We start from the raw sequence: 23598 nt of genomic DNA, 5'->3' as shown, positions 1-23598 counted from the left end.
CGGCGGTTCCTTGACGGTCTCGACGCGGCACGGCTATACCGTGGGTTTTCCCGGGAGGCCCCGCATGGCTTCACGCCCACCACCGCGCTTTGTCGTGCGCTCGCACGACGCAACCGGCCAGCGCCGCCTGTGGCTATGGCTCGGATTGGCGTGGCTGGGCAGCCTGTTGCTCACGGGGCTGGTCACCGGCCTGCTGGTACGACACGCCACTCCTGCCGCCTCGGAACATCGCCAGCTCACAACGCTGTCCGAACAGAATGACGATCTCAAGCAGCAAGTCTCCAACCTGCAGCGCTCCGCCCAGGTCACTGAGATCGCCACTAAGGCCCTGCGCGGCACACTGGCCGAGCGCGAGGAAGAGATCAGCGGCCTGCGCGCGGACCTGGGCTTTTATGCGCGCCTGGTCGGCGGCGATGCCCAGCGCGAAGGGCTCAAGGTGCAGGAAGTCAAAGTGCAGCCGGTGGCCGGCACGCACGGCTGGAACCTCACGCTCAGCCTGACCCAGAACGCCAGACGCGGCGAGGAAGTCGCCGGCAAGGTGCAGGTCAGCGTGGAAGGCCTGCGCGCCGACAAAGTGGTGCAGCTCGACTGGCCTGCACTCGGCGCCACCGTGCAGAAGGATGGCCTGCCGTTCCGCTTCAAGTACTTCCAACAACTCAATGCCACCATCGTGCTGCCCGCCGATGTGCGACCCACCCGCGTGCATATCACGGTGCAACCTGCGGGCGACGAGGCCGTGAGCCGCACGGTGGCCTGGAACGATGCCCTCACCGGCAATATCACCACGATACAAGGGGACCACGATGCTCAGCCGTAAGCGCAATGAACGCGCCAGCACCAGCCACGACACCAGCCTGATCGCCCGCGGCACCGTGATCCACGGCGACCTGCGCTTCAGCGGCGCACTGCATCTCGACGGCCGCATCGAAGGCGCCGTGCTGGGTGAAGGCCCGGATGCGGTGTTTACCCTGAGCGAGCATGGTCATGTACAGGGTGAGATTCGTGTGCCGCACGCCATCATCAACGGCCCGGTGCAGGGCAATGTGCAGGTCAGCGAGCGCCTGGAACTGGCGCCGCAGGCGCGCATCGTGGGCGACGTCAGCTACAGCACGCTGGAGATGTCGGCCGGTGCGCAGGTGAACGGCCGCATGGCGCACCAGACCGGCGAACCGGTCCGCGGCGAACTGCCGGCGCCGTCACTGAACGAGGCGGAGGCCGTGCCGGCCTGAGAACGCGGTATCCTTGTCGGCGTGCCTCAACGGCCCCATCTGAACCCCCATGGATACTGTCGTCCCCTTTCCTACCGTTCCCGATTACCGCAGCGCTGGCGCCCCGCTGGTGTTCACCGAGGCCGCCGCGCGCAAGGTGCACGAGCTGATTCTGGAAGAGGGCAATCCCTCCCTGAAGCTGCGGGTGTACATCAGCGGTGGCGGCTGCTCCGGCTTCCAGTACGGTTTCACCTTCGACGAAGCTCAGGCCGAAGATGACTTGGCGCTGGAGCGCGAAGGCGTCACCTTGCTGGTCGACCCGCTCTCGCTGCAGTACCTGACGGGTGCGGAGATTGACTACGCGGAGAGCCTCAGCGGTTCGCAATTTGTCATCCGCAACCCCAACGCCAAGACCACCTGCGGCTGCGGTTCCTCCTTCTCGACCTGAGCACACCATGGGCATGGACAGCACGCCTCTTCCGCGCCCCAATACTTTCGCCGGTCTGAGCCTGATCCTGGATCGCGTGGCCGAGCGCCGCGACGAAACCGCCTGGGTCAACGCGCAAGCCGCTTCGGCGGATGCGCGCTACATCCTGCTCGACGCTCTGGGCGAAACCTACCTGCAGCACGATCGCGAAACACTGCGCTGGCTCGATGCCCGCGAACGCGAGGATCTGCTCGGCGACCTCAAGGCCAGCCTGCTCGGTTTCGCCGATGAGCGCCCGCATTTCATGTTGTCGGTGGACGATAGCGACCGCGCCGCTGCGCTGGAGACTCAGCTCGGTGCCCGTCGTGCCGGCTTGCGCGATGCCGGTCTGCACCTGCCCGCCGACGAAGCCGGCCTGTTTGCCTACGCCAAGGGGCTGGCACATTGGCAGCGCGAAACGCAGTTCTGCGCCCGCTGCGGGGCACCGCTGGTATTGGTCGCCGCCGGCCATCGTGCCCAATGCACCAACACCGGATGCGGACGCCTGCATTTCCCGCGCACCGATGCCGCCATCATCGTATTGGTGGAACACGAAGGTGCCTGCCTGCTTGGACGTCAGGCTGGGTGGCCGGAAGGCCGTTATTCCACCCTGGCCGGCTTCGTTGAACCTGGCGAAGCACTCGAAGACGCGGTGCGACGCGAAGTCGCCGAAGAGTCAGGCGTCGTGGTCGGCGATGTGCATTACCACTCCTCGCAACCCTGGCCTTTGCCCGCCTCGCTGATGGTCGGCTTCTTCGCCAAGGCCATCTCCCCGGCGATCCGCCTGCGTGACGACGAGCTGGAAGACGCGCGCTGGTTTACCCCGCAGCAGATCGTCGACGGACTGGCCGACGGCAGCTTCCTGCCTTCGCCGCCGCTGTCGGTGTCGTATCGCCTGCTGTCGCACTGGCTGCATCTGCGCGCCGGCCTGGATCTCGACACGCTGAGCAAAGAAGCGCGGCAGGCGCGCAAGACCACCGCCCAGCGCTGAGTCCAAACGCTTCGTCCAGTGGTGTTGGCCGCTGTTCGCGCAAAGGGTGCGCTCCTACAATGCGTGCATCGCTAGGGAGTCCGCATACATGGCCGTCAGCCTGCTCACCGCCCTTATCGCCCTCGGCCTGCTGCATCTGCAGCCCCAGCTCGCGCATTGGCGCGGCGATGGCGGCTTCCGGCGCTGGGTCGCGCAACTCGCCGATACCAGCGGCCCTGGGCGCGTGCTGGTCGCCTGGCTGGTACCCATCGTGTTGTGCCTGCTGGTGATCTGGCTGATCAGCCTGCCGCCGATGGCCGATCTGCTGCGGCTAATTTTTTCGCTAGTGGTTTTGCTCTACTGCTTCGGCCCGCACGCGTACGAGGCCGATCTCGAAGCCATCCTGAAAGCGCCCGACAGCTCCAGCCGCGAAGCGGCTGCACAAGCTCTTTCGGACGACGGCGAACCGGTGGCCTGGAATGCCGTCGCCGTGGGCGAGGCCGCAGCCTACGCTGCGCTGCATCGCCGCTTTGGCGTGCTGTTGTGGTTCTTCATTCTTGGTCCGGCTGGTGCACTGATGTACCGACTTGCGCAAACCTTGAACCACGATGGGTCACTGGGCCTCGACAGCAACGCGCGTTCATTCGCGCGCACGCTGGCTCATGGCCTGGATTGGCTGCCAGCCCAGCTGATGGTGCTGACCCTGGCCCTGGTCGGCCACTGGGACGCGGTGATCGGTGCATGGCGCCAGTGGCATCAACAGGCCGTCCCCGGCAGTTGGCTCCGCGAAGGCCCCGGTTTCCTGGGCGCCGCCGCGCGCGCGGATATCCAGGTCGATATCGAGGCCGGCGACGGTTACGTCGAAGAACGCAGCGACGTCCTGGCCGAATTGCGCCGTCTGCGCAGCGCGCTGGTGCGGGCCTTGCTGGGCTGGCTCAGCGTGGTCGCGGTGATCGTGCTGGCCGGCTGGATGGGCTGAGCCGGCCCGACCGCACTACGCAAGATCGCCGCGCAGCTCGCGCACGCGCGACTCCAACGTCGCCACTCGCGCATCGGTCGCGGCGATCGGCTCATCCACCACCAACTCCACCCGCGCCCTGAAACGGCGCGGCAGCCGCGCGCGACGCAACATGGTGTCGCGCCGGCTCCATACGCTGCCCCATAGGCCGCGCAAGGCCATCGGCACCACCGGCACCGGGCGGCGTTCGAGAATTCGCGCCACACCCGGACGGAAGGGCGCGATTTCGCCATCCTTGGTCAGCCCGCCCTCGGGGAAAATGCAGACCACCTCGCCATCGGCAAGCGCGGCATCCACCTCGTCATAGGCGCGCTGCAGCACTTCGGGGTCTTCCTTCTGCCCAGCGATCGGAATCGCTTTAGCCGTACGGAACACAAAGTTGAGCAGCGGAATATTGAAGATCTTGTAGTACATAACGAATCGCGCCGGACGGCGCAAATTCGCCATCAGCAGCAGCGGGTCCATGAAACTCACGTGGTTGCATACCAGTAGCGCCGGACCTTCCTCCGGGATGTTCTGCGTACCGTCCACGCGTACCCGGTACAGCGTATTCACCAGTACCCAGGTGATGAAACGCATCAGGAACTCGGGCACCAGGGTGAAGATGTAGACCGCGACGACCACATTGAGCAGCGCGGTGATCAGGAAGATCTGCGAGGGATGCAGGCCCAGCGAGTTCAAGCCAAGACCGAGGCCCGAGGCCAGGCAAATAAACAAGGCATTGATAATGTTGTTGCCGGCGATCACTCGCGACAACTGTTCACGCGGCGTGCGACTTTGCACAAAGGCAAATAACGGCACCACAAAGAAGCCGGAGAACACGCCGATAAGCGTCAGGTCCATCACGAGTCGCCAGCTGCCGGACGCCTGCAGGAAAGCCATCCAGTCGAGTCCGTGCGCTGCCGCCATGCCGGTGCGTGCGAAGTAAAGATCTACACCGAATACAGTGAGACCAAAGGCGCCGAGGGGCACCAGGCCCACCTCAACGCGCCGGCCCGACATGCGCTCGCACAACAACGATCCCAGGCCGGTTCCGAGCGAAAACAGCGTCAGCACCAGAATGTATACCGAGCTGTCGCCGCCGAGATGGATGCGTGTGTAGTTCGGTAACTGCGTGATCAGCATGGTGCCGAAGAACCAGAACCACGAAATACCCAGCACCGCATTGAACACCGCCTTGTTAGCGCGGGTCAGCTTCAGGACTCTTACGGTTTCCGAATACGGATTCCAGCTGAAACGTAGTTCCGGGGCAGTGGCCGGTGCCGGCGGAATCTGCCGGCAGGCCAGATAACCCAACAGAGCCACCATGATGGTGGTCACTGATGCCGCCATCGGCCCGAAGCCCGAAATACGCATCAATGAGCTGCCGACGATCATGCCGATCAGCATGGCCAGCTGCGTACCCATCTCCACGAGGCCGTTGCCACCCACCAGCTCCTGCGGCTTGAGCGCCTGCGGCAGGATGGCGTACTTGATCGGGCCGAACACGGTGGAATGCACCCCCATCAGGAACAGCACCACCAGTAGCAGATTGACGTGGTGTGTATAGAAACCGATCGCCGCCAAAACCATCGCACTGATCTCGAACAGCTTTACGAAGCGAATGATGCGTGTCTTCTCGTACTTCTCCGCCAGCTGTCCGGCCGTGGCCGAGAACAGGAAATACGGCAGGATGAACAGCGCCGGCGCTAGACTGGAATACAGCGCCACCGCGTGATCATCCAAGCCCATCTGGAAGGCCACCAGGACCAGCAACGCATTGCGAAACGCATTGTCATTGAATGCACCCAGCGCCTGGGTCCAGAAAAACGGCGCAAAGCGGCGACTGCCTAGCAGGGCGAACTGGCTCATGCATGTCCTTGGCGAAAAGCGTGGCGGCTAGCGTAGCTTGAACGCTTCCTGGCCGTCCCCTGTCTTCCCGAAGCCACTTCGCGTGGCGGATCAAATGTGGCACAACTAAAGACCGGGTTCCTGCCATTGGAGCAGATCATGGACCGTCCCATCGAAGGCGGCTGTTTGTGCGGCGCTGTCCGTTATCGCACCAGCGGTGCGCCGCTCGCGCGGACTCTTTGCCATTGCAGAAGCTGCCGCCGCGCCAGCGGCGCGGCTGCCGTCGCCTGGGTGGTTTTCCGTACGGATGACTTCGCTTTTGTGGAGGGAGCACCCGCCGAGTTTTCGTCATCTCCCGGCGTAGTCCGCGGCTTCTGTTCCCAATGCGGCACACCGCTGACTTACCGGCGTGCCACCAAGGGGGACACCATCGATGTCACCACGGCGACACTCGACGCCGCGAACGATTTCGCGCCGACCAAGGAAATCTGGGTCGAGCACAAGCTGGCATGGGCATGCCTCAATGACACCCTTCCTCACTACGCGGGAAGCAGCACGGGGGCATCGCCGTTGCCTTCAGGAGACACCCCATGAAAGTCATCGGCCTGATCGGCGGCATGAGCTGGGAATCCACCGTGCCGTACTACCGGCAGATCAACGAAACGGTTCGTGAGCATCTGGGCGGCCTGCACTCGGCAAAGATCGTGCTCTACAGCGTCGATTTCCACGAAGTGGAACGGTTGCAACACAGCGGCAACTGGGAGGCCGCGGGCAGCATGCTCGCCCAGGCTGCGCGATCGCTCGAATCCGCCGGCGCCGATTTCCTGGTCCTGTGCACCAACACCATGCATAAGGTCGCTGCCGCCATCGAGTCCGCGGTGCGTATTCCTTTGTTCCATATTGCAGACCCCACCGCTGAAGTCATCAAACAGGCGGGCCTGACCACCATCGGTCTGCTCGGTACCCGCTTCACCATGGAACAGGGGTTCTACAAGGACCGTTTGCGTGAGCGGCACGGGCTGCACGTTCTGGTGCCCGAAGCCGAGGATCGCGACATCATCCATCGCGTGATCTACAAGGAGCTTTGCCTCGGCAAGGTGCTCGATGCGTCGCGCGACGAATACCGCCGCATCATCGCGAAGCTGGCCGAACAAGGTGCGGAAGGCATCATTCTCGGCTGTACCGAGATATCGCTGCTGATCGGCTCGCAGGATGCGACGCTGCCCCTGTTCGACACCACCGGCATCCACGCCCGCAAGGCAGCCGAACTGGCCCTGTCATCCCGGGAGTCATCGTGACCACGCCGCGGAACATCGACGAATACATTGCAGGGTTCACGCCCGACGTGCAGGCGATCCTTGAACAGGTAAGGGCAACGATCCACCGTGCCGCGCCCAATGCGCAGGAAACCATCAGCTACCGCATTCCTGCGTTCACCCTGCACGGCACCCTGGTGTACTTCGCGGCCTTCAAGAAGCACATCGGGCTCTATCCGCCGGTGCATGGCGACGCCAGGCTCGAGCAAGCCGTGTCAGCCTATGCGGGCGAGAAGGGGAATCTGAAATTCCCCTTCGATCAACCGATCCCTTACCGACTGATCGAACGCATCGTGAAACTGCGCGCGAAGCAGAACCTGGCGAAAGCAGCGGCAAAAAAGCCATCTGCCCGATAGGGGCGCCGCGTTATGTCCTGTGCAATGCCCGGTGCGCGATATCGCGCCGGCAGAAGGCGCCGTCAAAACGGATCTTCGCCACCGCGCCATAGGCATGCTCGCGTGCGGCGGCAATGTCCTTGCCCAGCGCACACACCGTGAGCACGCGCCCGCCGGCCGTAACGGCATGACCTTGCGCGTCCAGCTTGGTGCCGGCGTGGAATACCTTCACGTCAGCACCGAAGTCCGCATCGAGACCGCTGATCACGTCGCCGTTCTTCACCTTACCCGGATAGCCGCCAGCCGCGACCACCACACCAATCGATGGACGCGGATCCCAGTGAATGGATGTGTGATGCAGCTCGCCGTCGAGTGCGGCTTCGATCAGTTCGACCAGGTCCGACTTCAGGCGCAGCATGATCGGCTGCGTTTCGGGGTCACCGAAGCGCACATTGAACTCGATGACCTTGGGTGCGCCGTACTTGTCGATCATCAGGCCGGCGTAGAGAAAGCCGATGAAGGGCGCGCCCTCAGCGGCCATGCCATGCAGGGTCGGCTCGATCACTTCCTTGAGGATGCGCTTCTCCACTTCGGACGTGACCACCGGCGCTGGCGAATACGCACCCATGCCACCGGTGTTGGGACCAAGATCACCCTCGTCGCGGCGCTTGTGGTCCTGGCTGCTGGCCATCGGCAAGGCATGGTTGCCGTCGCTCATGACGATATAGCTGGCTTCCTCGCCATCGAGGAATTCCTCGATCACCACGCGGGCGGAGGCGTCACCGAAGCTGTGCGCACCGAGCATGTCGTGCAGCGCCTGCTCGGCGTCGGCCAGCGTCAGCGCCACCACCACGCCCTTGCCGGCCGCGAGGCCGTCGGCCTTGATCACGATCGGCGCACCGTGCTTCTGCACATAGGCCAGTGCCGGATTGAGCTGGGTGAACACCGCGTAGCGCGCGGTGGGAATGTTATGGCGGAGCAGGAAATCCTTGGCGAAAGCCTTGGAGCCTTCAAGCTGCGCGGCAATGGCACGCGGCCCGAAGATGCGCAGGCCGGCGGCGCGGAATTTGTCGACCACACCGGCCACCAGCGGCACTTCGGGGCCGACCACGGTGAGCGCGATCTTCTCATCGCGGGCGAGCTTGAGCAGGCCTTCCAGATCGTTCACAGCGACATCGGCGTTGCGCACGCCGCGCTCGTGCGCGGTACCGGCATTGCCCGGCGCCACGATCACTTCGCTGACCCGCGGCGACTGCTTGAGCTTCCACGCCAGCGCGTGCTCGCGCCCGCCGTTGCCGATGACCAGAACCTTCATGCCTTGCTCCGCTGCTGAGGAACGCCCCGCCGGGCGTAGCTCGCTATTGTACCGGCTGCTTGCCTGCTCACGGCCAGATTTGCGCCCGCCCGTCGCGCGAATGGCCGCCTATGCTCCCGATTCCCGAACCGGGGCATGCCCAAGGAGAGACTCATGAAGCGCTTCGTCTGGCTGTACTCGTTGTTGTTCGTGCTGATCGGCCTTGGCCGGCCGGCGCAAGCGGCAGTGTGGCAGGAGCACCCGGAATGGCGTGCCCTGTTCACCAAGGCTGGTGTGCCGCCGGGCACCATGCTGGTGTACGACGAGAAGGCCGACGCCTGGCACGTGCTGGATGCACAGCGCGCCCGCCATGGCTACCTGCCGGCCTCCACCTTCAAGCTGTTCAACGCGCTGGTAGCGCTGGAAACCGGCGCGGTGAAGGACGAGTACGAGGTGATCCGCTGGGACGGCAAGACACGCGGTCCCGCTGACTCGCCCATCGCGGAATGGAATCGTGACAACAGTCTTGCCAGCGGTATGCGCTATTCGACGTTGTGGTTTTATCAGGAAGTTGCCCGCCGGGCGGGTGAGCAACGCATGCAAGCGTGGATCGACAAGGTCGGTTACGGCAATCGCGATATCAACGGGGGCATTGACCATTTTTGGCTCGGCGGCAAACTGCGTATCTCTGCCGAACAGCAGGTGGACTTCCTGCGTCGGCTTGCCGACAACAAACTGCCGTTCTCCTCGAGCGCGCAGGAAGCCGTACGCCGCATCAGCATCACCGAGTCACAGCCGGGCTATGAGCTGCATGCCAAAACGGGCTTTGGCAACGACGCCGCGCAAAATGCGGCGCATGACGGACTAGGCTGGTATGTAGGCTGGATCGAACGCGACGGACGCCGCTGGTTCTTTGCTTTGAACGTCGACATGCCCCGCTTCAGCGATGCACCCAAGCGAGTGGCGCTGGCGAAGCAATTGCTGACGCAGCTTGGGGCATTGCCGCCCGCCGACTGAGAATCACTGTAGGAGCCCACCTGTGGGCGACAAACCGGCAGAACTGCCGGTTTGCACGGCGTAAGCCGTCCGTAAGGTGAGGGCCATGGTTGGCCCGAGTGAAACAGCCTTCCACATCGGCCCCGCTGGCGCGAGGCTTTCGCCCGCAGGATGGGCTCCTACGCGCGCTGGCCGAGCAGCTCCAGCAGCGCAGCGCGCGGCAGCTTGCCCGTTTCATTACGGGGCAAAGCATCAACCAGGCGCAGTGGGCGCGGCAGGAACACCGGCTCGATGGAATGGCGCAGGGCTTCGAGAATGGTGTGTTCGTCCAGCCCCGGTGCAACGGCCAGGGCAGCGATGCGTTTCACGCCGATCACATCGCCGTCCAGCTGGAACACCACACCATCCTGCACGCCCGGGATGGCCAGCAGGCGGCGAGTAAGGTCGCCGACCGACGCACGCTTGCCGGCGATTTCCAGCAAGTCCGCGTGCCGGCCGCACAAACGGAAACGACGCCCCTCATCCTGCAGGCTGACAATGTCAGCCAGGGTGATCGGCGTCTCCAACTGCGGCGCTTCAACCGCAGTGCCATCCGGCTGCGGATGTAGATGCACGCCTTCGTAGAGCGCCCACGGCTCGTCATCCGCCGCGCGGCGGGAGGCGATCACGCAGGTTTCGGTGGAGCCGAAGACTTCAAGCATCGGCGCACCGAAGCGTTCTTCGGCGGTGCGCGCCAGCTCGGGCGGCATCGGCGCGGTGGCCGACATCATCGCAGCGATCGGCGGCAGCATCACACCGGATTCGACCAGCGCACGCAGATGGATCGGCGTGGTCACCAGAACACGTGGACCGGGCATCTGGGCCAGCGCGGCCGCGATATCGGCGGGGAAGAACGGACGCCCCGCATGCACGCCCACGTCGCTGAGTAAGGGCAGCAGCACCGAGGTTTCCATGCCGTACATATGCTGCGGCGGCACCGTGGCCACCACATCAAAATGACCGCCGACCACAGCGCGCAAGGCGCGCAGGTTGCCGGCATTGCTGGCGTGGAAGCTGCGCCAGGTCTTCGGATACGACTTGGGCACACCGGTGGAGCCGGAGGTATAGCCAATCGCCACCACATGATCCGCGGAGATCAGAGGCACCACGAACAGATCGCCCTGTGTCGGCGCGGCATCCAGTGCAGGCATGCGGTGATAGCCGGGCGGCGCCGGATCCAGCACCTGCTCGCCTACCGCATAGCTGCCGTGATAGCCGGCCATCACGTCGTCCACCGCCTGCGGCGCGCGCGACGACGGCAGCAGGTTGGCCTGGCCGCGCAGCACGATGGCGCAAAAGGCGACCAGGAAGGCATAACGGTCTTCGCACAGATTCACCGCGGCCGAGCCGCTGGGCAGCACCGCCGCCACCTGCTGCACATGCGCCAGGAACTGCGCCGCGCTGACTGGCTGGCCGTCATGCCAGGCCACGGTGCGCGCGGGATTGCCGGCGGCAAGCAGCGGCAGGCCGGTCGCGGCAAGATCGTGGCGGTAGCTGTCGTAGACGATGGCCAAGCAATGTCTCCCTGTAGTCCGATGCGGCAAATCATGCCTCGTCGAGCCGGCCCCTACAGGCCGGCAACGCTGGGTACGAATGAAAACCCAGGCGAGGATTCCCCCATCCTCGCGATGACCGCTGAATCACTCCCCACTGGCGCCAGAGGCGTGCAGAGCGCGTTCATGGTGGCCGGCAAACCGGCACGGGTCAGGAGCGGATGATAGCGCCGGTCAGGGCGTCGCGTATCGCCGTGGGGCGTTCCAGGCCACCCAGTGGCGCGTCCAGCACACCGTCCAGGGCTTCGCCGAAGTAGGTCGTCACCGTTGCTGCCGAACGTGCCGGCGGCGACCCGTGCGGGTTGGCGCTGGTGGATACCAGGGCACAACCGAAGGCTTGGCATAGCGCCGCGGCCGGCGGATGCGCCGTCACACGCAGCGCGATGCCGGCGTGTGCACCAGCCACCCAAGCCGGCACGGCGGCCGAACGGGGAAAGATCCAGGTATTTGGGCCGGGCCAGCTGGCCTGCACTTGCGCCAGCACATCGGCCGGCACGGCGGCCAGATCGATGTAGCGCTCGACCTGGGCGAAATCGGCGGCGATCAGCAGTACGCCCTGCGTAGGTGGTCGCTGCTTCAGCGCAAACAGTCGCTCGAAGGCCTGCTGGTTATGCGGGTCGCAACCCAGGCCATAGACCGCTTCGGTGGGGTAGGCCAACACGCCGCCGCCGCGCAGGAGCGCGGCGGCGTCATCGAGCTGGGTGAGGGTGAACGACCGTGCCACCTCAGGCGTCGGCTTTCTTGGCCGTGGTCTTCTTGGCGGCGGCTTTCTTGGTAGCCGTTTTTTTCGCTGCCGTTTTCTTGGTGGCGGTCTTCTTCGCCGCGGCCTTCTTGGCAGGCGCTTTCTTCGCGGCCGCTGTCTTGGCCGCGGGCGCAGCCTTCTTGGCAGCGGCCTTTTTTGCTGCCGTCTTCTTGAACGCCCCGCGCCCCTTCTTGACCGGGGCAGCGGCGAGCAATTCGAGGCACTGTGCCTCGGTCAGCTCCTTCGGCTCCTGGTCCTTCGGAATACGCGCGTTCTTCTCGCCATCGGTGATGTACGGTCCGAAACGGCCGTTGAGTACCTGCACGCCGTTACCAAAGTCCTGGATGATGCGGTTGGCCAGCATCTCCAGCTTCTCCTGCACGATCTGCACGGCGCGCGGCAGCTCGATGGTGTAGGGATCGTCCTCGGGCTTGAGCGAGGCGTAGGTGCTGCCCTGCTTCACGAATGGGCCGAAGCGACCCACACCCACACTCACCTCATCGCCGTTCTCGGCCTGGCCGAGCTTGCGCGGCAGCTTGAACAGCTCCAGCGCATCTTCCAGCGTGATGGTGTGCATGCTCTGACCAGTGCGCAGCGAGGCGAATTGCAGCTTCTCGTCCTGATCCTTGTCGCCGATCTGCGCATACGGCCCATAGCGGCCCAGGCGCACGGAGACTGGCTTACCGGACTTCGGATCCGTACCCAGTTCGCGCGCACCGGTGGCTTCGCTCCGGTCGACGGTCTCAGTTTTCTCGTCCACCTGCTGCTTGAACGGCAACCAGAAGCGCTCCATCAGCGGCACCCAAGCTTCCTCGCCACGGCTCACGGCGTCCAGCTCGTCCTCGAGCTTGGCGGTGAAGTCGTAGTCGACGTAACGCGTGAAATGCTGGGCTAGAAACTTGCCCACCGCACGACCGATGTCCGTCGGCTTGAAGCGGCGGCTATCGAGCAGTACATATTCGCGGTTCAACAGCACCTGGATGATGCTGGCGTAGGTCGACGGACGGCCAATGCCGTGTTCTTCCAGCGCCTTCACCAAGCTGGCTTCGGAATAGCGCGGCGGCGGCTCGGTGAAGTGCTGGTCGGCGACGATGTCGTGCAACGCCACCTGCTCGCCCACTGCCAGTCGCGGCAGGCGACGGCCTTCGTCCTCGTCTTCGGCGCTCTTCTGGTCGCGGCCTTCCTCGTACACCGCCAGGAAACCGGGATCGACCACCGTCGTACCGGTCGAACGGAACGCCGCATGGCCGCCGGCCACCTGCTGGAGATCGAAATCCACCGACACCGTATTGAGCGTGGCGTGCATCATCTGGCAGGCCACCGTGCGCTTCCAGATCAACTCGTACAGCTTGCGCTGCTCCTCGTTGAGGAAGCCGGCAACTTCGCGCGGCGTGAGCATGGCCGAGGTCGGGCGTATGGCTTCATGCGCTTCCTGCGCGTTCTTGGACTTGGACTTGTAGACCTGCGCATGATCCGGCAGCGCCTTGGCACCATAGTCGCGTGCGATCAACTGGCGCATTTCCGCAACGGCATCTTCCGACAGCGCCACCGAGTCGGTACGCATATAGGTGATCAGACCGACATTGCCCTCGCTGCCGAGCGAGACGCCCTCGTACAGACCCTGCGCGATCTTCATCGTGCGGCTGGTGGAGAAGCCCAGCTTGCGCGCGGCTTCCTGCTGCAAGGTGGAGGTGGTGAACGGCGGCGCCGGACGGCGCTTGCGTTCCTTGCTACCCACTTCGCTGACGGTAAGGTGGCCGTGCGCGGCCTCCTTCAACGCTGCGCGGGCAGCTAGGGCATCGGCCTCGTTGGTGAGGTCGAACTGCTCGAATTTCTTGCCGTGGAGTTTGGTCAATCGGGCGCTGAAATCACCATCCGGGTGACGGAGAGCCGCCTCAATGGTCCAATACTCGCGCGCGGTGAAGGCTTCTATCTCTTCCTCGCGCTCGACGATCATGCGCAACGCCGGGCTCTGCACACGGCCGGCGGACAGGCCGCGCTGCACCTTGCGCCACAGCACCGGCGACAGGTTGAAACCCACCAGGTAGTCCAGGGCGCGGCGCGCCTGCTGGGCGTCGACCAGGTCGTGCGACAACTGCCGCGGCTGGGCCACAGCGGCCTTGATCGCTTTTGGGGTGATCTCGGAGAACACCACGCGATGCAGCTGCTTGCCGGCAGTCAGCCCGCGCTCCTTGAGGATCTCGCTGATGTGCCAGCTGATCGCCTCGCCCTCGCGATCCAAGTCGGTCGCGAGATAGATGTCGTCGGCCAACTTTGCCGCCTTGGCGATGGCGTCGACGTGTTTCTCGTTGCGGTCGATCACCTCGTAGGCCATGGCGAAACCATGCTCGGTGTCGACGGCGCCCTCCTTCGGCTTGAGGTCGCGCACGTGACCGTAGGAGGCCAGGACCTGAAAGTCCTTGCCGAGGTATTTGTTGATCGTCTTGGCCTTGGCCGGCGACTCAACGATAAGCAGGTTTTTTGCCATGAAGCAGGGTTTCCAGAAGCTAATGGCCCGCCACGTGGGGCGGGCCTTCCTATATCTAGTTAAAGGCATGCCCCGCCAGCGCCGTCAAGCTGGACCTCGTGAAAACGAGGTGCAGAGCGACTTTGCGGGGCCAGTCCAGCGGAGTCAGTCGGGGTGGGACAGCCGTTGATAGCGGCCGCCGGGAAGACCTTCGACCACGCCTTCCAGTTCAAGCATGAGCAACATCGATGACAAAGCCGGGGCTGGCAGACCGGTACGTTCAGCCAGCTCGTCCAGCGAAGCCGGATCATGACCCAGCGCCGCCAGCAGCTGCCGATACTCCGGATCACCGCTCCAACCAGGTGCCTGGCCTGGTGACCGGCCGGATGGCGCCTCTTCCATGTTCAGGCGGCTGGCTAGCTCGACACCCAGCGCCTGCGCTTGTGGCGCCAGTAGCTCGATCATCTCACTCGCGCTTTCCACCAGCCGCGCACCATCGCGGATCAACCGATGGCAGCCACGGGCGAGCGGATTATGAATGGAGCCGGGCAGGGCGAAAACCTCCCGCCCCTGTTCCCCGGCCAGCCGGGCGGTAATCAGCGACCCGGACTGCAGGCCGGCCTCCACCACCAGGGTGCCCAGCGACAGGCCCGCCAGCAGGCGATTGCGACGGGGAAAGTGGTCGGCGCGCGCCGGTGTACCAAGCGGAAACTCGCTGACCAGGGCGCCATGTTCGGCGATACGCCGCGCCAGCGCATGGTGTTTGCGTGGATAGACACGATCCGCACCGGTACCGATCACCGCGACCGTCGGTCGCCCCAGCTCCAGCGCTGCTTCGTGCGCGGCCCCGTCGACCCCGTCTGCCATGCCGCTGGTGATGGTGAAACCAGCAAGCGCCAGTTCGCGCGCGAAGGCCCGAGCATGGCCCAACCCGGCCGCCGTGGCGCTGCGCGCGCCGACGATCGCTACCTGCGGATGCAGCAGCAGGCTTGGATCGCCGGATACAAACAAGGCCGCCGGCGGCTGGGGGATGGCTTCCAGCAGCGACGGAAAATCCAGCTCGTTACAACGCAACAGCCGATGGCCCGGCTCGTTCAGCCAGGCCAGATCGGATTGCAGCAATGCTTCGTCCGGTTGTTCCAGCCAGGCACGCGCCTCGTTATCCATGGACCCGTGGTGGCGCTGCAGGTGGCTCAGCACCGCCTCGATTCGTCCGCCATGGGCGACCAGACCCTCGCGCAGGCGCCCTGGGCCAAGTCCCGGCACACGCAGCAGGATCAGCCAGGCGCGCAGTTCTTCCTGTTCACTCATTCGGGCAGTCTAAGCGGAGCCCGTAAACAAGAACGGCGCGGATCATCCGCGCCGTTCTGTCAGGCGATGCCGATACGTTATTCGGGCAAGGCCAGGCGATCGCCCTTGTGCACCGGACGCAGGCCATCCATCACCAGGCCGTAGCTGACGCGATCAAAGGTGCGGAACACCATTACGTGACCGATGAACTCATCCGGCAGCGTTACGCGCTTGCCGACGCCGCGGTTCCAGCTGTTGCTGGCGACGTCATCGTGGATGTTCTCGCCCGGCTGGAAGATCGAGTAAGTCTGACCGTTCTCCGCGCCGTCCTTCGCACCGATGGAGAGCGCCACGACCTGACGCGGACCGACCGCATCCATGGCATCGGCGAAGGCGATCACGCGAGCGTTATCCGCCACCGTCTTCGGCGCATGGGGGTAGTAGTAAGCGTCGTACGGCTTATCGTCGATCGGCATGACGCGATCGCCCTTGCGGATCTCCTGCGTGGAGTCGAGCAGCAGCAGGGTCGAAGGATCGCCGGTGCGCAGGGTCTCGGCCGTGCCGATCACCGCCACTTCCACACCAAGGTCGTTGCCGCGGCCGTAATGGCCGTCGTTGCGGAACTCTTCCTTCCACGGGCCGTTGACCATCGACACATCGCTATCGATATCGTGACCGACGATCCCATTGCTCGGATCGCTGTGGTCGTCTTCCTTGAAGCCGCGGAACACGTGGCTGGGGCGCACGATGGCCCAGCGCTGTCCCGGCTCGCCCTTGAGGTTGCGCACGTAGATGTTCTGGCCGACCGCACCGCGCAGACGCGCCTCCTCGAAGCCGACCACATACGGTGAGTCGTTGACCTCGTTGGAGTTCATCACGCGCAGATCCTTGAGGAACATGCGCAGCTCGGATAGCGGAATGGCGGGAATCGCCTCACCCTCGGCACGCACGCGCGGCTGCAAGCCGAGACGCGGACCGTTGATAAAGGAAAGATTGAGCACGTCACCCGGATAAATCAGATGCGGATTCTGCACCTGCGGGTTGGCCTGCCAAATCTCCGGCCACAGCCAGGGTTTGGACAGGAAGCGCGCGGAAATTCCCCACAAGGTATCGCCTTTGCGCACGGTATACGTGTCGGGATGATCCGCACGTAATTGGGCTCCAGCAGCGTACACGGCAACAGTGACCAGCATGCCGGCCAGCAGCCCGATGGACTTTCTGATCATAAACGGGATTCCCCCATCCCCCGATGCTCGGGCGAGTGTAACCGAAGGTTTCACGCCTGCAACCAGAGCCAGTTGGCAAATTCGCCTGCCAGACACGGGCTTGCCGACGTACAATAAGGCTCATTCTAGATCGCGCCCGGGCTTGGTTTTCACCGATTCGCCCGCAATTTCGGCGCCAAGGTAAAAGCTGATGTCGACCCTGACCATTATTGAGTTCCCCGATCCCCGCCTGCGTACCAAGGCCGAACCCGTGCGCGTGTTCGACGCCGAACTGAAGCAGTTCGTGGCCGACATGTTCGAGACCATGTACGCCGCCAACGGCGTCGGCCTCGCCGCCACCCAGGTCAACGTGCATCAGCGCGTGCTGGTGGCGGACATGAGCGACGAGCGCAACCAGCCGCTGGCTCTGATCAATGCCGAGATCCTCGAGAAGGACGGCGCCCAGGTGTATCAGGAAGGCTGCCTGTCCTTCCCCGGCATCTATGCCGACGTGACCCGCGCGTTGAAGGTGAAGGTCAAGGCGAATGACGTCGACGGCAATGAGATCGTGGTCGAAGCCGAAGGCCCGCTGGCCGTGTGTATCCAGCATGAGATGGATCACCTCGCCGGCAAGGTGTTCGTCGATTACCTGTCGCCGCTCAAGCGTTCTCTGCTGCTCAAGCGCATGGAGAAACAGCGCAAGCAGGCGGCCAGCGCTTGAGCGCCGCCGCCCTCCGGGTGGTCTTCGCCGGCACGCCTGAATTTTCCGTTCCCTGCCTCGAAGCTTGCCGTGCCAGCGGCGTCGAAGTGGTGGCCGTCTACACCCAGCCTGATCGCCCGGCCGGTCGCGGCCGCAAGCTCACGCCTAGCCCGGTGAAGCAGGCTGCCGCCGCGGCGGGAATCCCGGTCGAGCAACCCGAATCGTTGAAGAGCCAGGAAGCACGCGACACGCTCGCCGCGTACCGCGCTGACCTGATGGTGGTGGTGGCTTACGGCCTGATCCTGCCGCGCAAGGTGCTGGCGTTGCCGCGCCTGGGCTGCTGGAACGTGCATGCCAGCCTGTTGCCACGCTGGCGCGGCGCCGCGCCGATCCAGCGCGCCATTCTTGCCGGTGACGCCGAGAGTGGCGTCGACCTGATGCAGATGGAGGCGGGCCTCGATACCGGCCCGGTGCTGCTGGAGCGGCGCACGCCGATCGGCCGCGACGACACCGGCGGTTCGCTACACGACCGCCTGTCCGCACTCGGTGCCGACGTACTCGCTGAAGGCTTGCGCCGCGTCATGGCTGGCGAAACCCTCGCCGCTACGCCGCAACCCGAAGCCGGCGTCATCTACGCCCACAAGCTGGACAAAGCTGAGGCGAAGCTCGATTTCCATCGCCCCGCCATCGAACTGGAACGCCAGGTGCGCGCCTTCGATCCCTGGCCGGTCGCCGAAGGCGACATTGCCGGCGAGTCGCTGCGCATCTGGGCCGCGCAGGCCGTAGCGCGCGAACATCACGCGGCTCCCGGCAGCGTGCTTTCGACGGGTCGGGATGGTATCGAGATCGCCTGCGGTGAAGGCAGCCTGCGCGTGACCTCGCTGCAGCGGGCCGGTGGCAAGCGCATCGGCGCCACCGACTATCTCAACGCGCGGCCCGACCTGCGCACCGCACGATGACCGATACCCGCGCACTCGCCGCGCAGGCGCTGGCAGAAGTGGCTTTGCGTGGCGCCTCGCTGCGCGACGCGATGGAGCGCTACGCGCCCAAACTGCAGGACTCACGCGATCGCGCCCTGCTGATGGCCCTGCTCAGCGATGGCGCGCGCTGGTGGCTGCGCTTCGACGCTGCCCTCGACCGTCTGCTGGAAAAACCGCTGCGCCAAAAGGAGCCCGCCATCCACGCCTTGCTGGTACTGGGCCTGGTGCAGCTGGAGATCTTGCAGCTGCCTGAGTACGCCGCCGTCGCCGCCACCGTGCAAGCGACGCGCGCACTGCAACGCCCGCGCATGGCTGGACTGGTCAATGCAATCCTGCGTCGCTGGCAGCGCGAGCGCGCGGAACTGCTTGTCGCGCTCGACGCCAAACCCCAGACGCGCCACGCCCATCCCGCCTGGCTGGCAAAGACGATCGCCCGCGACTGGCCGGAACACGCCGACGCCATCATGGCCGCCGACAATCGCGAACCGCCCCTGATGTTGCGCGCCAACGCCCGCCGCACTCAACGCGATGCGCTGATCGAACGCCTGCAAGCGGATGGCTATAGCGCCGAGGCGCACCCCTGGCTCGCCGACGGCATCGTGCTGCCGCACAGTGCCGACGTTACCCGCATGCCGGGTTTCGCCGAGGGCCTGTTCGCCGTGCAGGATGGGGCCGCGCAGGTCGCCGCCGACCTGGCCGATGTACACGATGGCCAGCGCGTGCTGGATGCTTGCGCCGCACCCGGCGGCAAGGCCTGCCACCTGCTGGAGCGCGCCGATATCGCGCTCACTGCGCTGGAATTCGACGCTGGCCGCGCCACGCGCATACGGCAGAACCTGGAGCGCCTGGGCCTTCGCGCGGACGTAGTGATCGGCGATGCGGGCGAACCTGCCAACTGGTGGGACGGCCAAGCCTTCGATCGCATCCTGATCGACGCGCCATGTTCGGCCACCGGCGTACTGCGCCGCCGCCCGGACGTGCGCCTGCACCGCCGCGACAGCGACATCCCGGCAATGGCCGCGCAACAGCAACGCATCCTCGATGCGCTATGGCCCCTGCTGGCGCCGGGCGGGAAGCTGGTCTACATCACCTGCTCGCTGCTGCGGGCGGAGAACGAGGCCATCGTCGAGGCGTTTCTGGCCGGGCAGGCAGATGCCGAAGCCGTCGCATTCACCTTACTGGCCGGGCACCCCGCCAAGCCTGGTTGGCAGATTCTTCCCGGGGATGGCGATCTCGACGGCATGTACTATGCCGTGCTCGGCAAGCGCTGATCGCGCTGCTCAGCACCGGGTAAGCCCACCGGTTTAGAACATCGATCCTGCTGCCACGCGGCACTGCCGCCGGAAAATACGCATGTCCGTCGCCACCCCAGCCACCTCCCAGGAACGCCGCTATTTCTGGCTGCTGCTGATCTTCGCCATCGTGGTGATCGGCGCCGGAATCGGCCTGCGCGACCCGTGGCCCTCGGACGAACCACGCTTCACGCTGGCCGCCAAGCACATGGTGGAAAGCGGCGATTGGCTGTTCCCGCATCGCGGCAGCGAACTGTATTCGGACAAGCCGCCCATGCTGATGTGGACGGAAGCGGCCAGCTACGTCATCACCGGCAGCTGGCGCGTGGCTTTTCTGTTGCCCTCGCTGCTCGCCGCGCTTGGCACCTTACTGCTGGTGTACGACCTCGGCCGGCGCCTGTGGAACCGGCAAGCCGGCCTTTACGCCGCCGCGGCGCTGTTACTTAGTTTCCAGTTCGTCTACCAGGTGAAGCGGGCGCAGATCGATCCCTTGGTGCTGTTCTACATCACAGCGGCCAACTGGGGCCTCCTAGTGCATTTGCTGAAAGGACCGAACTGGCGCGCGTACTGGTTCGGCTGCTTCTGCGCCGGCCTGGGCGTGATCACCAAGGGCGTTGGCATCATCAGTCTGCTCATGCTGTTGCCTTACCTGGTGGCATGGCGCTGGCAATGGGAAGGCGTCTCGCGCATGGGTGCCGGTGCGTGGTGGCGCTGGCCGCTGGGACTGGTGGCGCTGCTCGCGGCCATCGCACTGTGGCTGCTGCCGATGCTGCTGGGCGTCAAGGCGCACGGCAACGATCCCGCCTATACCGCCTACCTCAACGACATCCTGTTTCGCCAGACCGCGCAGCGTTACAGCAATGCCTGGCACCATATTCATTCACCGCTGTACTACATCCCGATCATGATGTTCAGCTGGCTCCCGCTTTCGCTGATCTACCCGGGGGTGATACCGCGCTGGTGGCGGCAGCTGAAAGCGAAAGACGCACGGCAGCTCTTGCTGCTGGGCTGGCTGGTGCTGGTGCTGCTGTTCTTCAGCGCATCGCCCGGCAAGCGCGATGTGTACATCCTGCCGATGTTGCCGATGATGGCGCTGGCTGCCGCACCGTTCCTCGGCGAGCTTCTGCAAACCCGCTGGCTGCGCAGCCTGGGCTTGTTGTTCATCGGGGTGCTGGGCGCGGCGCTGCTGTCACTGGGCGCGTACGCACTGATCGCTCATCCGGCCTTCGCCGCCAATCTGGCCGCCACTCGCGGCTTTGACGAAGGGGAACATTCGCTGTGGTGGATGTGCATCACCATGGGCGCCGCGCAACTCGTCCTGATCGTCGTCATGCGCCTGCGCCATGCCGCATGGGCTGTGGCAGGTGGCATGGCAGCCATCTGGCTTGTCTGGAGCCTATGGGCCTATCCCTTGCTCAACGACTCCAGCTCCTCTGCAGGCTTGATGCGTGAAGTGCGCGCGCACGTTCCTGCGCATGACGAGCTCGGCATGATCGCCTGGAAAGAGCAAAACCTGCTGATGCTGGAACGCCCCGCCACCGACTTCGGCTTCAGCGTGCCCTCGCATGAGCAATACGCAGCGGCGATAAAGTGGCAGTCGCAATCACCGGCCACGCGCTGGCTATTCGCTGTGGATACAGCGATCGGTAATTGCGTGGATCATGCCAAGGCAGTCAGTCTTGGCAGCGCCAATCGTCGCGAATGGTGGCTGTTCAAGGCGGATGCCGTGGTGCCGGGTTGCGTGCCGAGTGAAGACGTGGAACCCGCCACTCCCGGCACGGTCGACTGAGCAGGCCAACCCTACCGATACTGTTTTCATCCACGCGTAACGACATGCATACACGTAGCATCAACCTGATCGTGCGCAGCAATGGCGCCGGCCTCACCCGCGACATGGAGCTGTTGGCCGGCATCCTGCGTGGTGCCGGCTACGACATCACCCTGACCCAGCTCGGCCATCGCGCCCGGCTCAGCAACCGCATGCGGCGATTGCATGCGCGCGTGCGCCGCCTGTGGCGTGGATGGATGCGCGGCGTGCTCAACGCGCGCTATGACATCAACATCATGATCGAACATGTGCGGCCGGAACTGTTTCGGCATGCGCATCACAACGTGCTTATCCCCAACCCCGAATGGTTTCATGCGGAGTGGCTGCCGGAGCTGCCACATTTCGATCGCGTCTTTGTCAAAACCCGTCATGCCGAACGGATTTTCGGCGAACTGCAGTGCAAGACCACCTACATCGGCTTTACCAGTGAGGACTGTCGCGTCACTGGCATAGCGCGCCAACCCGGCTTCTTTCATGGCCCGGGGCGCAGCGGAAACAAGGGTACGCTTCCGCTGATCGAACTTTGGTCCAAACATCCGGAATGGCCCACGCTCACTGTGGTGTGGCGGCGCAAGCGCGTACAGATTCCGGAATTGCCGTCCAATGTGCGGTTGATCCGTCACTACATGAAAGAGCAGGAACTGCGCCACCTGCAGAACGCGCACGCATTCCATCTCTGCCCATCGCAAACGGAAGGCTACGGCCATTCGCTGGTGGAGAGCCTGAGTCTTGGTGCGGTCACCGTTACGGTAAACGGCGAGCCGATGAACGAACTGATCACCGCCGAACGTGGCGTACTGGTTACGGCACATGTCGCGGGAAAGCAGGAACTGGCGACGCTGTACGACTTCGATACAGACGCCATGCAAGCCGCCGTAGAGCGCTGCCTGACCATGCCTGACAGTGAGCAGGCCAAACTGGGGCAGGCGGCGCGCGCCTGGTATGAAAATAACCAGCAAGCTTTCCCGCGTAGATTGCTGGATGCGATCAACGGCTTGAGCGGCATGGCAACCCATGAAAAGTCCTGACCGCCACAAGAAACTCAAGATCAACCTGGTCGCACGCGACAACGGCTTCGGCTTGTCGCGCGATATCACGCTATTGAAAAATGCACTCGAAGCGAACGATTGCGAGGTGCATGTCACTGCGCTCGGCGAGCCCGACGAGAGGCGCCGCTGGAAACTCGGCAAGACCTGGCCCGCCCTGCGCAGCCGGCTCGCGCTTGCCGCCTCTCGTCCGTTTCGACAACCCGCTTTCGATATCAGCATCATGTTCGAGCACCTCTGGCCCGAACACTTCCATCTTGCTCGTACCAATGTCGCCCTGCCCAACCCCGAGTGGTTCGATAAGCGCGACCTTCGTCACCTTGGCCGCATCGACCATGTCTGGGTCAAGACCCATCATGCGAAACAGATTTACGACGGCCTGGGCTGCGCCACATCACTGGTGGGTTTCGACAGCGATGACGCATGGCAGAGCGGCCTGCCCAAGCAGCAAAGTTTCTTTCACCTTGCTGGTGGCAGCCAGATCAAAGGTACTGACCGCCTGATCGCTTTATGGGGTCGTCACCCCGAGTGGCCGCTGCTGGTCGTACTGCAGCACCCGTCGCGTGCAGGAACGGCGCCTTCGGCGGCAAACATTCAACTTCGAGCGGAGCATCTGTCTCAATCCCATGCTGCCGATGCGCTGGAGTTGCGCCGTTTGCAGAATACGCATCGATTCCATATTTGCACCTCGGAAATCGATGCATGGGGCCATTACGCTATCGAGGCTCTCAGTGTCGGAGCCGTGGTGTTCGCCACAAACGCCCCGCCCATGAATGAATTGATCGATGCGTCGCGCGGGCTGCTAGTGGACGCTCATGTGGCGGGCGATATGGGCCTGACCAAGACCTGGCACTTCGACGAAGAAGCCATGGAGCGGATGGTCGCCAACGCATTGAGCATGGGCGATGCCGAATGCAGCGCCCTGGGTCACCGGGCGCGTGACTGGTTCCTCAAAAACAAGGCCGGTTTCGCCAGCCGCATTGGTAAAGCGCTGAGCGAAATCGGGCGCTGAGTCTCACCGGC

Annotated in this window: 22 protein-coding genes; 15 read left to right on the top strand and 7 right to left on the bottom strand. The window is 64.3% G+C overall.

From position 1 onward, the window contains the following. Positions 1–64: 64 nt before the first annotated feature. From BM338_RS05030 to ampE, 5 genes are all read left to right on the top strand, one after another. Positions 65–817 carry a DUF6776 family protein gene (locus BM338_RS05030; protein WP_090449704.1) on the top strand — a complete coding sequence of 251 codons (753 nt, stop codon included), beginning with the start codon at positions 65–67 and terminating at the stop codon, positions 815–817. Beyond that, positions 804–1229 (top strand): bactofilin family protein, encoded by a 426-nt coding sequence (locus tag BM338_RS05025; protein WP_090449703.1) that lies wholly within the window; start codon positions 804–806, stop codon positions 1227–1229. The genes BM338_RS05030 and BM338_RS05025 overlap by 14 nt, the downstream gene beginning before the upstream one ends. A 49-nt stretch (positions 1230–1278) precedes the next feature. After that, positions 1279–1656, top strand: a complete 378-nt coding sequence (gene erpA, locus BM338_RS05020; protein ID WP_090449702.1) for an iron-sulfur cluster insertion protein ErpA — start codon at positions 1279–1281, stop codon at positions 1654–1656. 13 nt (positions 1657–1669) lie between these two features. Further along, the gene (gene nudC / locus BM338_RS05015; protein ID WP_090450118.1) at positions 1670–2665 is read left to right on the top strand and encodes an NAD(+) diphosphatase; all 996 of its coding nucleotides are present in this window, start codon (positions 1670–1672) and stop codon (positions 2663–2665) included. An 88-nt stretch (positions 2666–2753) separates the two neighbouring features. Then, a complete protein-coding gene (gene ampE, locus BM338_RS05010) occupies positions 2754–3623 on the top strand; it encodes a regulatory signaling modulator protein AmpE (RefSeq protein WP_090449701.1) in 870 nt (289 codons plus the stop codon). A 15-nt stretch (positions 3624–3638) separates the two neighbouring features. Here the strand turns inward: ampE and BM338_RS05005 are convergent, their stop codons facing one another. Next, on the bottom strand, positions 3639–5513 hold the full coding sequence (locus tag BM338_RS05005; RefSeq protein WP_090449700.1) for an MFS transporter: 1875 nt from the start codon (positions 5511–5513) through the stop codon (positions 3639–3641). 138 nt (positions 5514–5651) lie between these two features. Here BM338_RS05005 and BM338_RS05000 point away from each other — a divergent pair, with 138 nt between their 5' ends. Genes BM338_RS05000 through BM338_RS04990 form a run of 3 tightly spaced genes read left to right on the top strand, consistent with a single transcriptional unit; the run spans position 5652 to position 7164 of the window. Next, entirely contained in the window at positions 5652–6086 is a 435-nt protein-coding gene (locus tag BM338_RS05000) for a GFA family protein (protein ID WP_143109248.1), read from the top strand. Further along, positions 6083–6790, top strand: a complete 708-nt coding sequence (locus BM338_RS04995) for an aspartate/glutamate racemase family protein (RefSeq protein ID WP_090449698.1) — start codon at positions 6083–6085, stop codon at positions 6788–6790. The genes BM338_RS05000 and BM338_RS04995 overlap by 4 nt, the downstream gene beginning before the upstream one ends. Next, positions 6787–7164: an iron chaperone gene (locus BM338_RS04990; protein WP_090449697.1), complete on the top strand. Its 378-nt coding sequence runs from the start codon at positions 6787–6789 to the stop codon at positions 7162–7164. Before BM338_RS04995 ends, BM338_RS04990 begins: the two co-directional genes overlap by 4 nt. Before the next feature lie 10 nt (positions 7165–7174). Here BM338_RS04990 and purD read toward each other — a convergent pair whose 3' ends face one another. Further along, positions 7175–8458: a phosphoribosylamine--glycine ligase gene (gene purD / locus BM338_RS04985; protein ID WP_090449696.1), complete on the bottom strand. Its 1284-nt coding sequence runs from the start codon at positions 8456–8458 to the stop codon at positions 7175–7177. 153 nt (positions 8459–8611) lie between these two features. Here purD and blaOXA point away from each other — a divergent pair, with 153 nt between their 5' ends. Then, the gene (gene blaOXA / locus BM338_RS04980; RefSeq protein ID WP_177229227.1) at positions 8612–9454 is read left to right on the top strand and encodes a class D beta-lactamase; all 843 of its coding nucleotides are present in this window, start codon (positions 8612–8614) and stop codon (positions 9452–9454) included. Between the two features lie 158 nt (positions 9455–9612). Here the strand turns inward: blaOXA and BM338_RS04975 are convergent, their stop codons facing one another. The 5 genes from BM338_RS04975 to BM338_RS04955 form a co-directional block, all read right to left on the bottom strand. After that, positions 9613–10986, bottom strand: coding sequence for an AMP-binding protein (locus tag BM338_RS04975; protein ID WP_090449694.1), 1374 nt, complete (start codon positions 10984–10986; stop codon positions 9613–9615). 190 nt (positions 10987–11176) lie between these two features. Beyond that, entirely contained in the window at positions 11177–11749 is a 573-nt protein-coding gene (locus tag BM338_RS04970; protein WP_090449693.1) for an L-threonylcarbamoyladenylate synthase type 1 TsaC, read from the bottom strand. Position 11750: 1 nt separating this feature from the next. Next, positions 11751–14255 carry a DNA topoisomerase I gene (locus BM338_RS04965; RefSeq protein WP_090449692.1) on the bottom strand — a complete coding sequence of 835 codons (2505 nt, stop codon included), beginning with the start codon at positions 14253–14255 and terminating at the stop codon, positions 11751–11753. A gap of 144 nt (positions 14256–14399) precedes the next feature. Beyond that, complete coding sequence (dprA, locus tag BM338_RS04960) at positions 14400–15545, bottom strand: DNA-processing protein DprA (RefSeq protein WP_090449691.1); 1146 nt, start codon at positions 15543–15545, stop codon at positions 14400–14402. A gap of 77 nt (positions 15546–15622) precedes the next feature. Continuing rightward, positions 15623–16750: a LysM peptidoglycan-binding domain-containing protein gene (locus BM338_RS04955; protein WP_090449690.1), complete on the bottom strand. Its 1128-nt coding sequence runs from the start codon at positions 16748–16750 to the stop codon at positions 15623–15625. Between the two features lie 190 nt (positions 16751–16940). Between BM338_RS04955 and def the strand changes: the two genes are divergently transcribed. From def to BM338_RS04925, 6 genes are all read left to right on the top strand, one after another. Next, positions 16941–17450, top strand: coding sequence for a peptide deformylase (gene def / locus BM338_RS04950; protein WP_090449689.1), 510 nt, complete (start codon positions 16941–16943; stop codon positions 17448–17450). Beyond that, entirely contained in the window at positions 17447–18388 is a 942-nt protein-coding gene (gene fmt / locus BM338_RS04945) for a methionyl-tRNA formyltransferase (RefSeq protein WP_090449688.1), read from the top strand. The genes def and fmt overlap by 4 nt, the downstream gene beginning before the upstream one ends. Further along, entirely contained in the window at positions 18385–19680 is a 1296-nt protein-coding gene (rsmB, locus tag BM338_RS04940; RefSeq protein WP_090449687.1) for a 16S rRNA (cytosine(967)-C(5))-methyltransferase RsmB, read from the top strand. Before fmt ends, rsmB begins: the two co-directional genes overlap by 4 nt. Before the next feature lie 82 nt (positions 19681–19762). Continuing rightward, on the top strand, positions 19763–21490 hold the full coding sequence (locus tag BM338_RS04935; protein WP_090449686.1) for an ArnT family glycosyltransferase: 1728 nt from the start codon (positions 19763–19765) through the stop codon (positions 21488–21490). Positions 21491–21534: 44 nt separating this feature from the next. Then, on the top strand, positions 21535–22557 hold the full coding sequence (locus BM338_RS04930) for a glycosyltransferase (protein WP_090449685.1): 1023 nt from the start codon (positions 21535–21537) through the stop codon (positions 22555–22557). A gap of 52 nt (positions 22558–22609) precedes the next feature. Then, positions 22610–23587 carry a glycosyltransferase family protein gene (locus tag BM338_RS04925; RefSeq protein ID WP_143109247.1) on the top strand — a complete coding sequence of 326 codons (978 nt, stop codon included), beginning with the start codon at positions 22610–22612 and terminating at the stop codon, positions 23585–23587. Positions 23588–23598: the final 11 nt, after the last annotated feature.

The sequence above is a fragment of the Dyella sp. OK004 genome (genome assembly GCF_900114495.1).
GTDB lineage: Bacteria > Pseudomonadota > Gammaproteobacteria > Xanthomonadales > Rhodanobacteraceae > Dyella_D.
This window is presented reverse-complemented; position numbering and strand designations above follow the sequence as displayed.

Excerpts from the sequence above, each read along its gene's own strand:
- BM338_RS05030 (WP_090449704.1), top strand. The coding sequence starts at position 65 with ATGGCTTCACGCCCACCACCGCGCTTTGTCGTGCGCTCGCACGACGCA.
- BM338_RS05025 (WP_090449703.1), top strand. The coding sequence starts at position 804 with ATGCTCAGCCGTAAGCGCAATGAACGCGCCAGCACCAGCCACGACACC.
- erpA (WP_090449702.1), top strand. The coding sequence starts at position 1,279 with ATGGATACTGTCGTCCCCTTTCCTACCGTTCCCGATTACCGCAGCGCT.
- nudC (WP_090450118.1), top strand. The coding sequence starts at position 1,670 with ATGGACAGCACGCCTCTTCCGCGCCCCAATACTTTCGCCGGTCTGAGC.
- ampE (WP_090449701.1), top strand. The coding sequence starts at position 2,754 with ATGGCCGTCAGCCTGCTCACCGCCCTTATCGCCCTCGGCCTGCTGCAT.
- BM338_RS05005 (WP_090449700.1), bottom strand. The coding sequence starts at position 5,513 with ATGAGCCAGTTCGCCCTGCTAGGCAGTCGCCGCTTTGCGCCGTTTTTC.
- BM338_RS05000 (WP_143109248.1), top strand. The coding sequence starts at position 5,652 with ATGGACCGTCCCATCGAAGGCGGCTGTTTGTGCGGCGCTGTCCGTTAT.
- BM338_RS04995 (WP_090449698.1), top strand. The coding sequence starts at position 6,083 with ATGAAAGTCATCGGCCTGATCGGCGGCATGAGCTGGGAATCCACCGTG.
- purD (WP_090449696.1), bottom strand. The coding sequence starts at position 8,458 with ATGAAGGTTCTGGTCATCGGCAACGGCGGGCGCGAGCACGCGCTGGCG.
- blaOXA (WP_177229227.1), top strand. The coding sequence starts at position 8,612 with ATGAAGCGCTTCGTCTGGCTGTACTCGTTGTTGTTCGTGCTGATCGGC.
- BM338_RS04965 (WP_090449692.1), bottom strand. The coding sequence starts at position 14,255 with ATGGCAAAAAACCTGCTTATCGTTGAGTCGCCGGCCAAGGCCAAGACG.
- dprA (WP_090449691.1), bottom strand. The coding sequence starts at position 15,545 with ATGAGTGAACAGGAAGAACTGCGCGCCTGGCTGATCCTGCTGCGTGTG.
- BM338_RS04955 (WP_090449690.1), bottom strand. The coding sequence starts at position 16,750 with ATGATCAGAAAGTCCATCGGGCTGCTGGCCGGCATGCTGGTCACTGTT.
- def (WP_090449689.1), top strand. The coding sequence starts at position 16,941 with ATGTCGACCCTGACCATTATTGAGTTCCCCGATCCCCGCCTGCGTACC.
- rsmB (WP_090449687.1), top strand. The coding sequence starts at position 18,385 with ATGACCGATACCCGCGCACTCGCCGCGCAGGCGCTGGCAGAAGTGGCT.
- BM338_RS04935 (WP_090449686.1), top strand. The coding sequence starts at position 19,763 with ATGTCCGTCGCCACCCCAGCCACCTCCCAGGAACGCCGCTATTTCTGG.
- BM338_RS04930 (WP_090449685.1), top strand. The coding sequence starts at position 21,535 with ATGCATACACGTAGCATCAACCTGATCGTGCGCAGCAATGGCGCCGGC.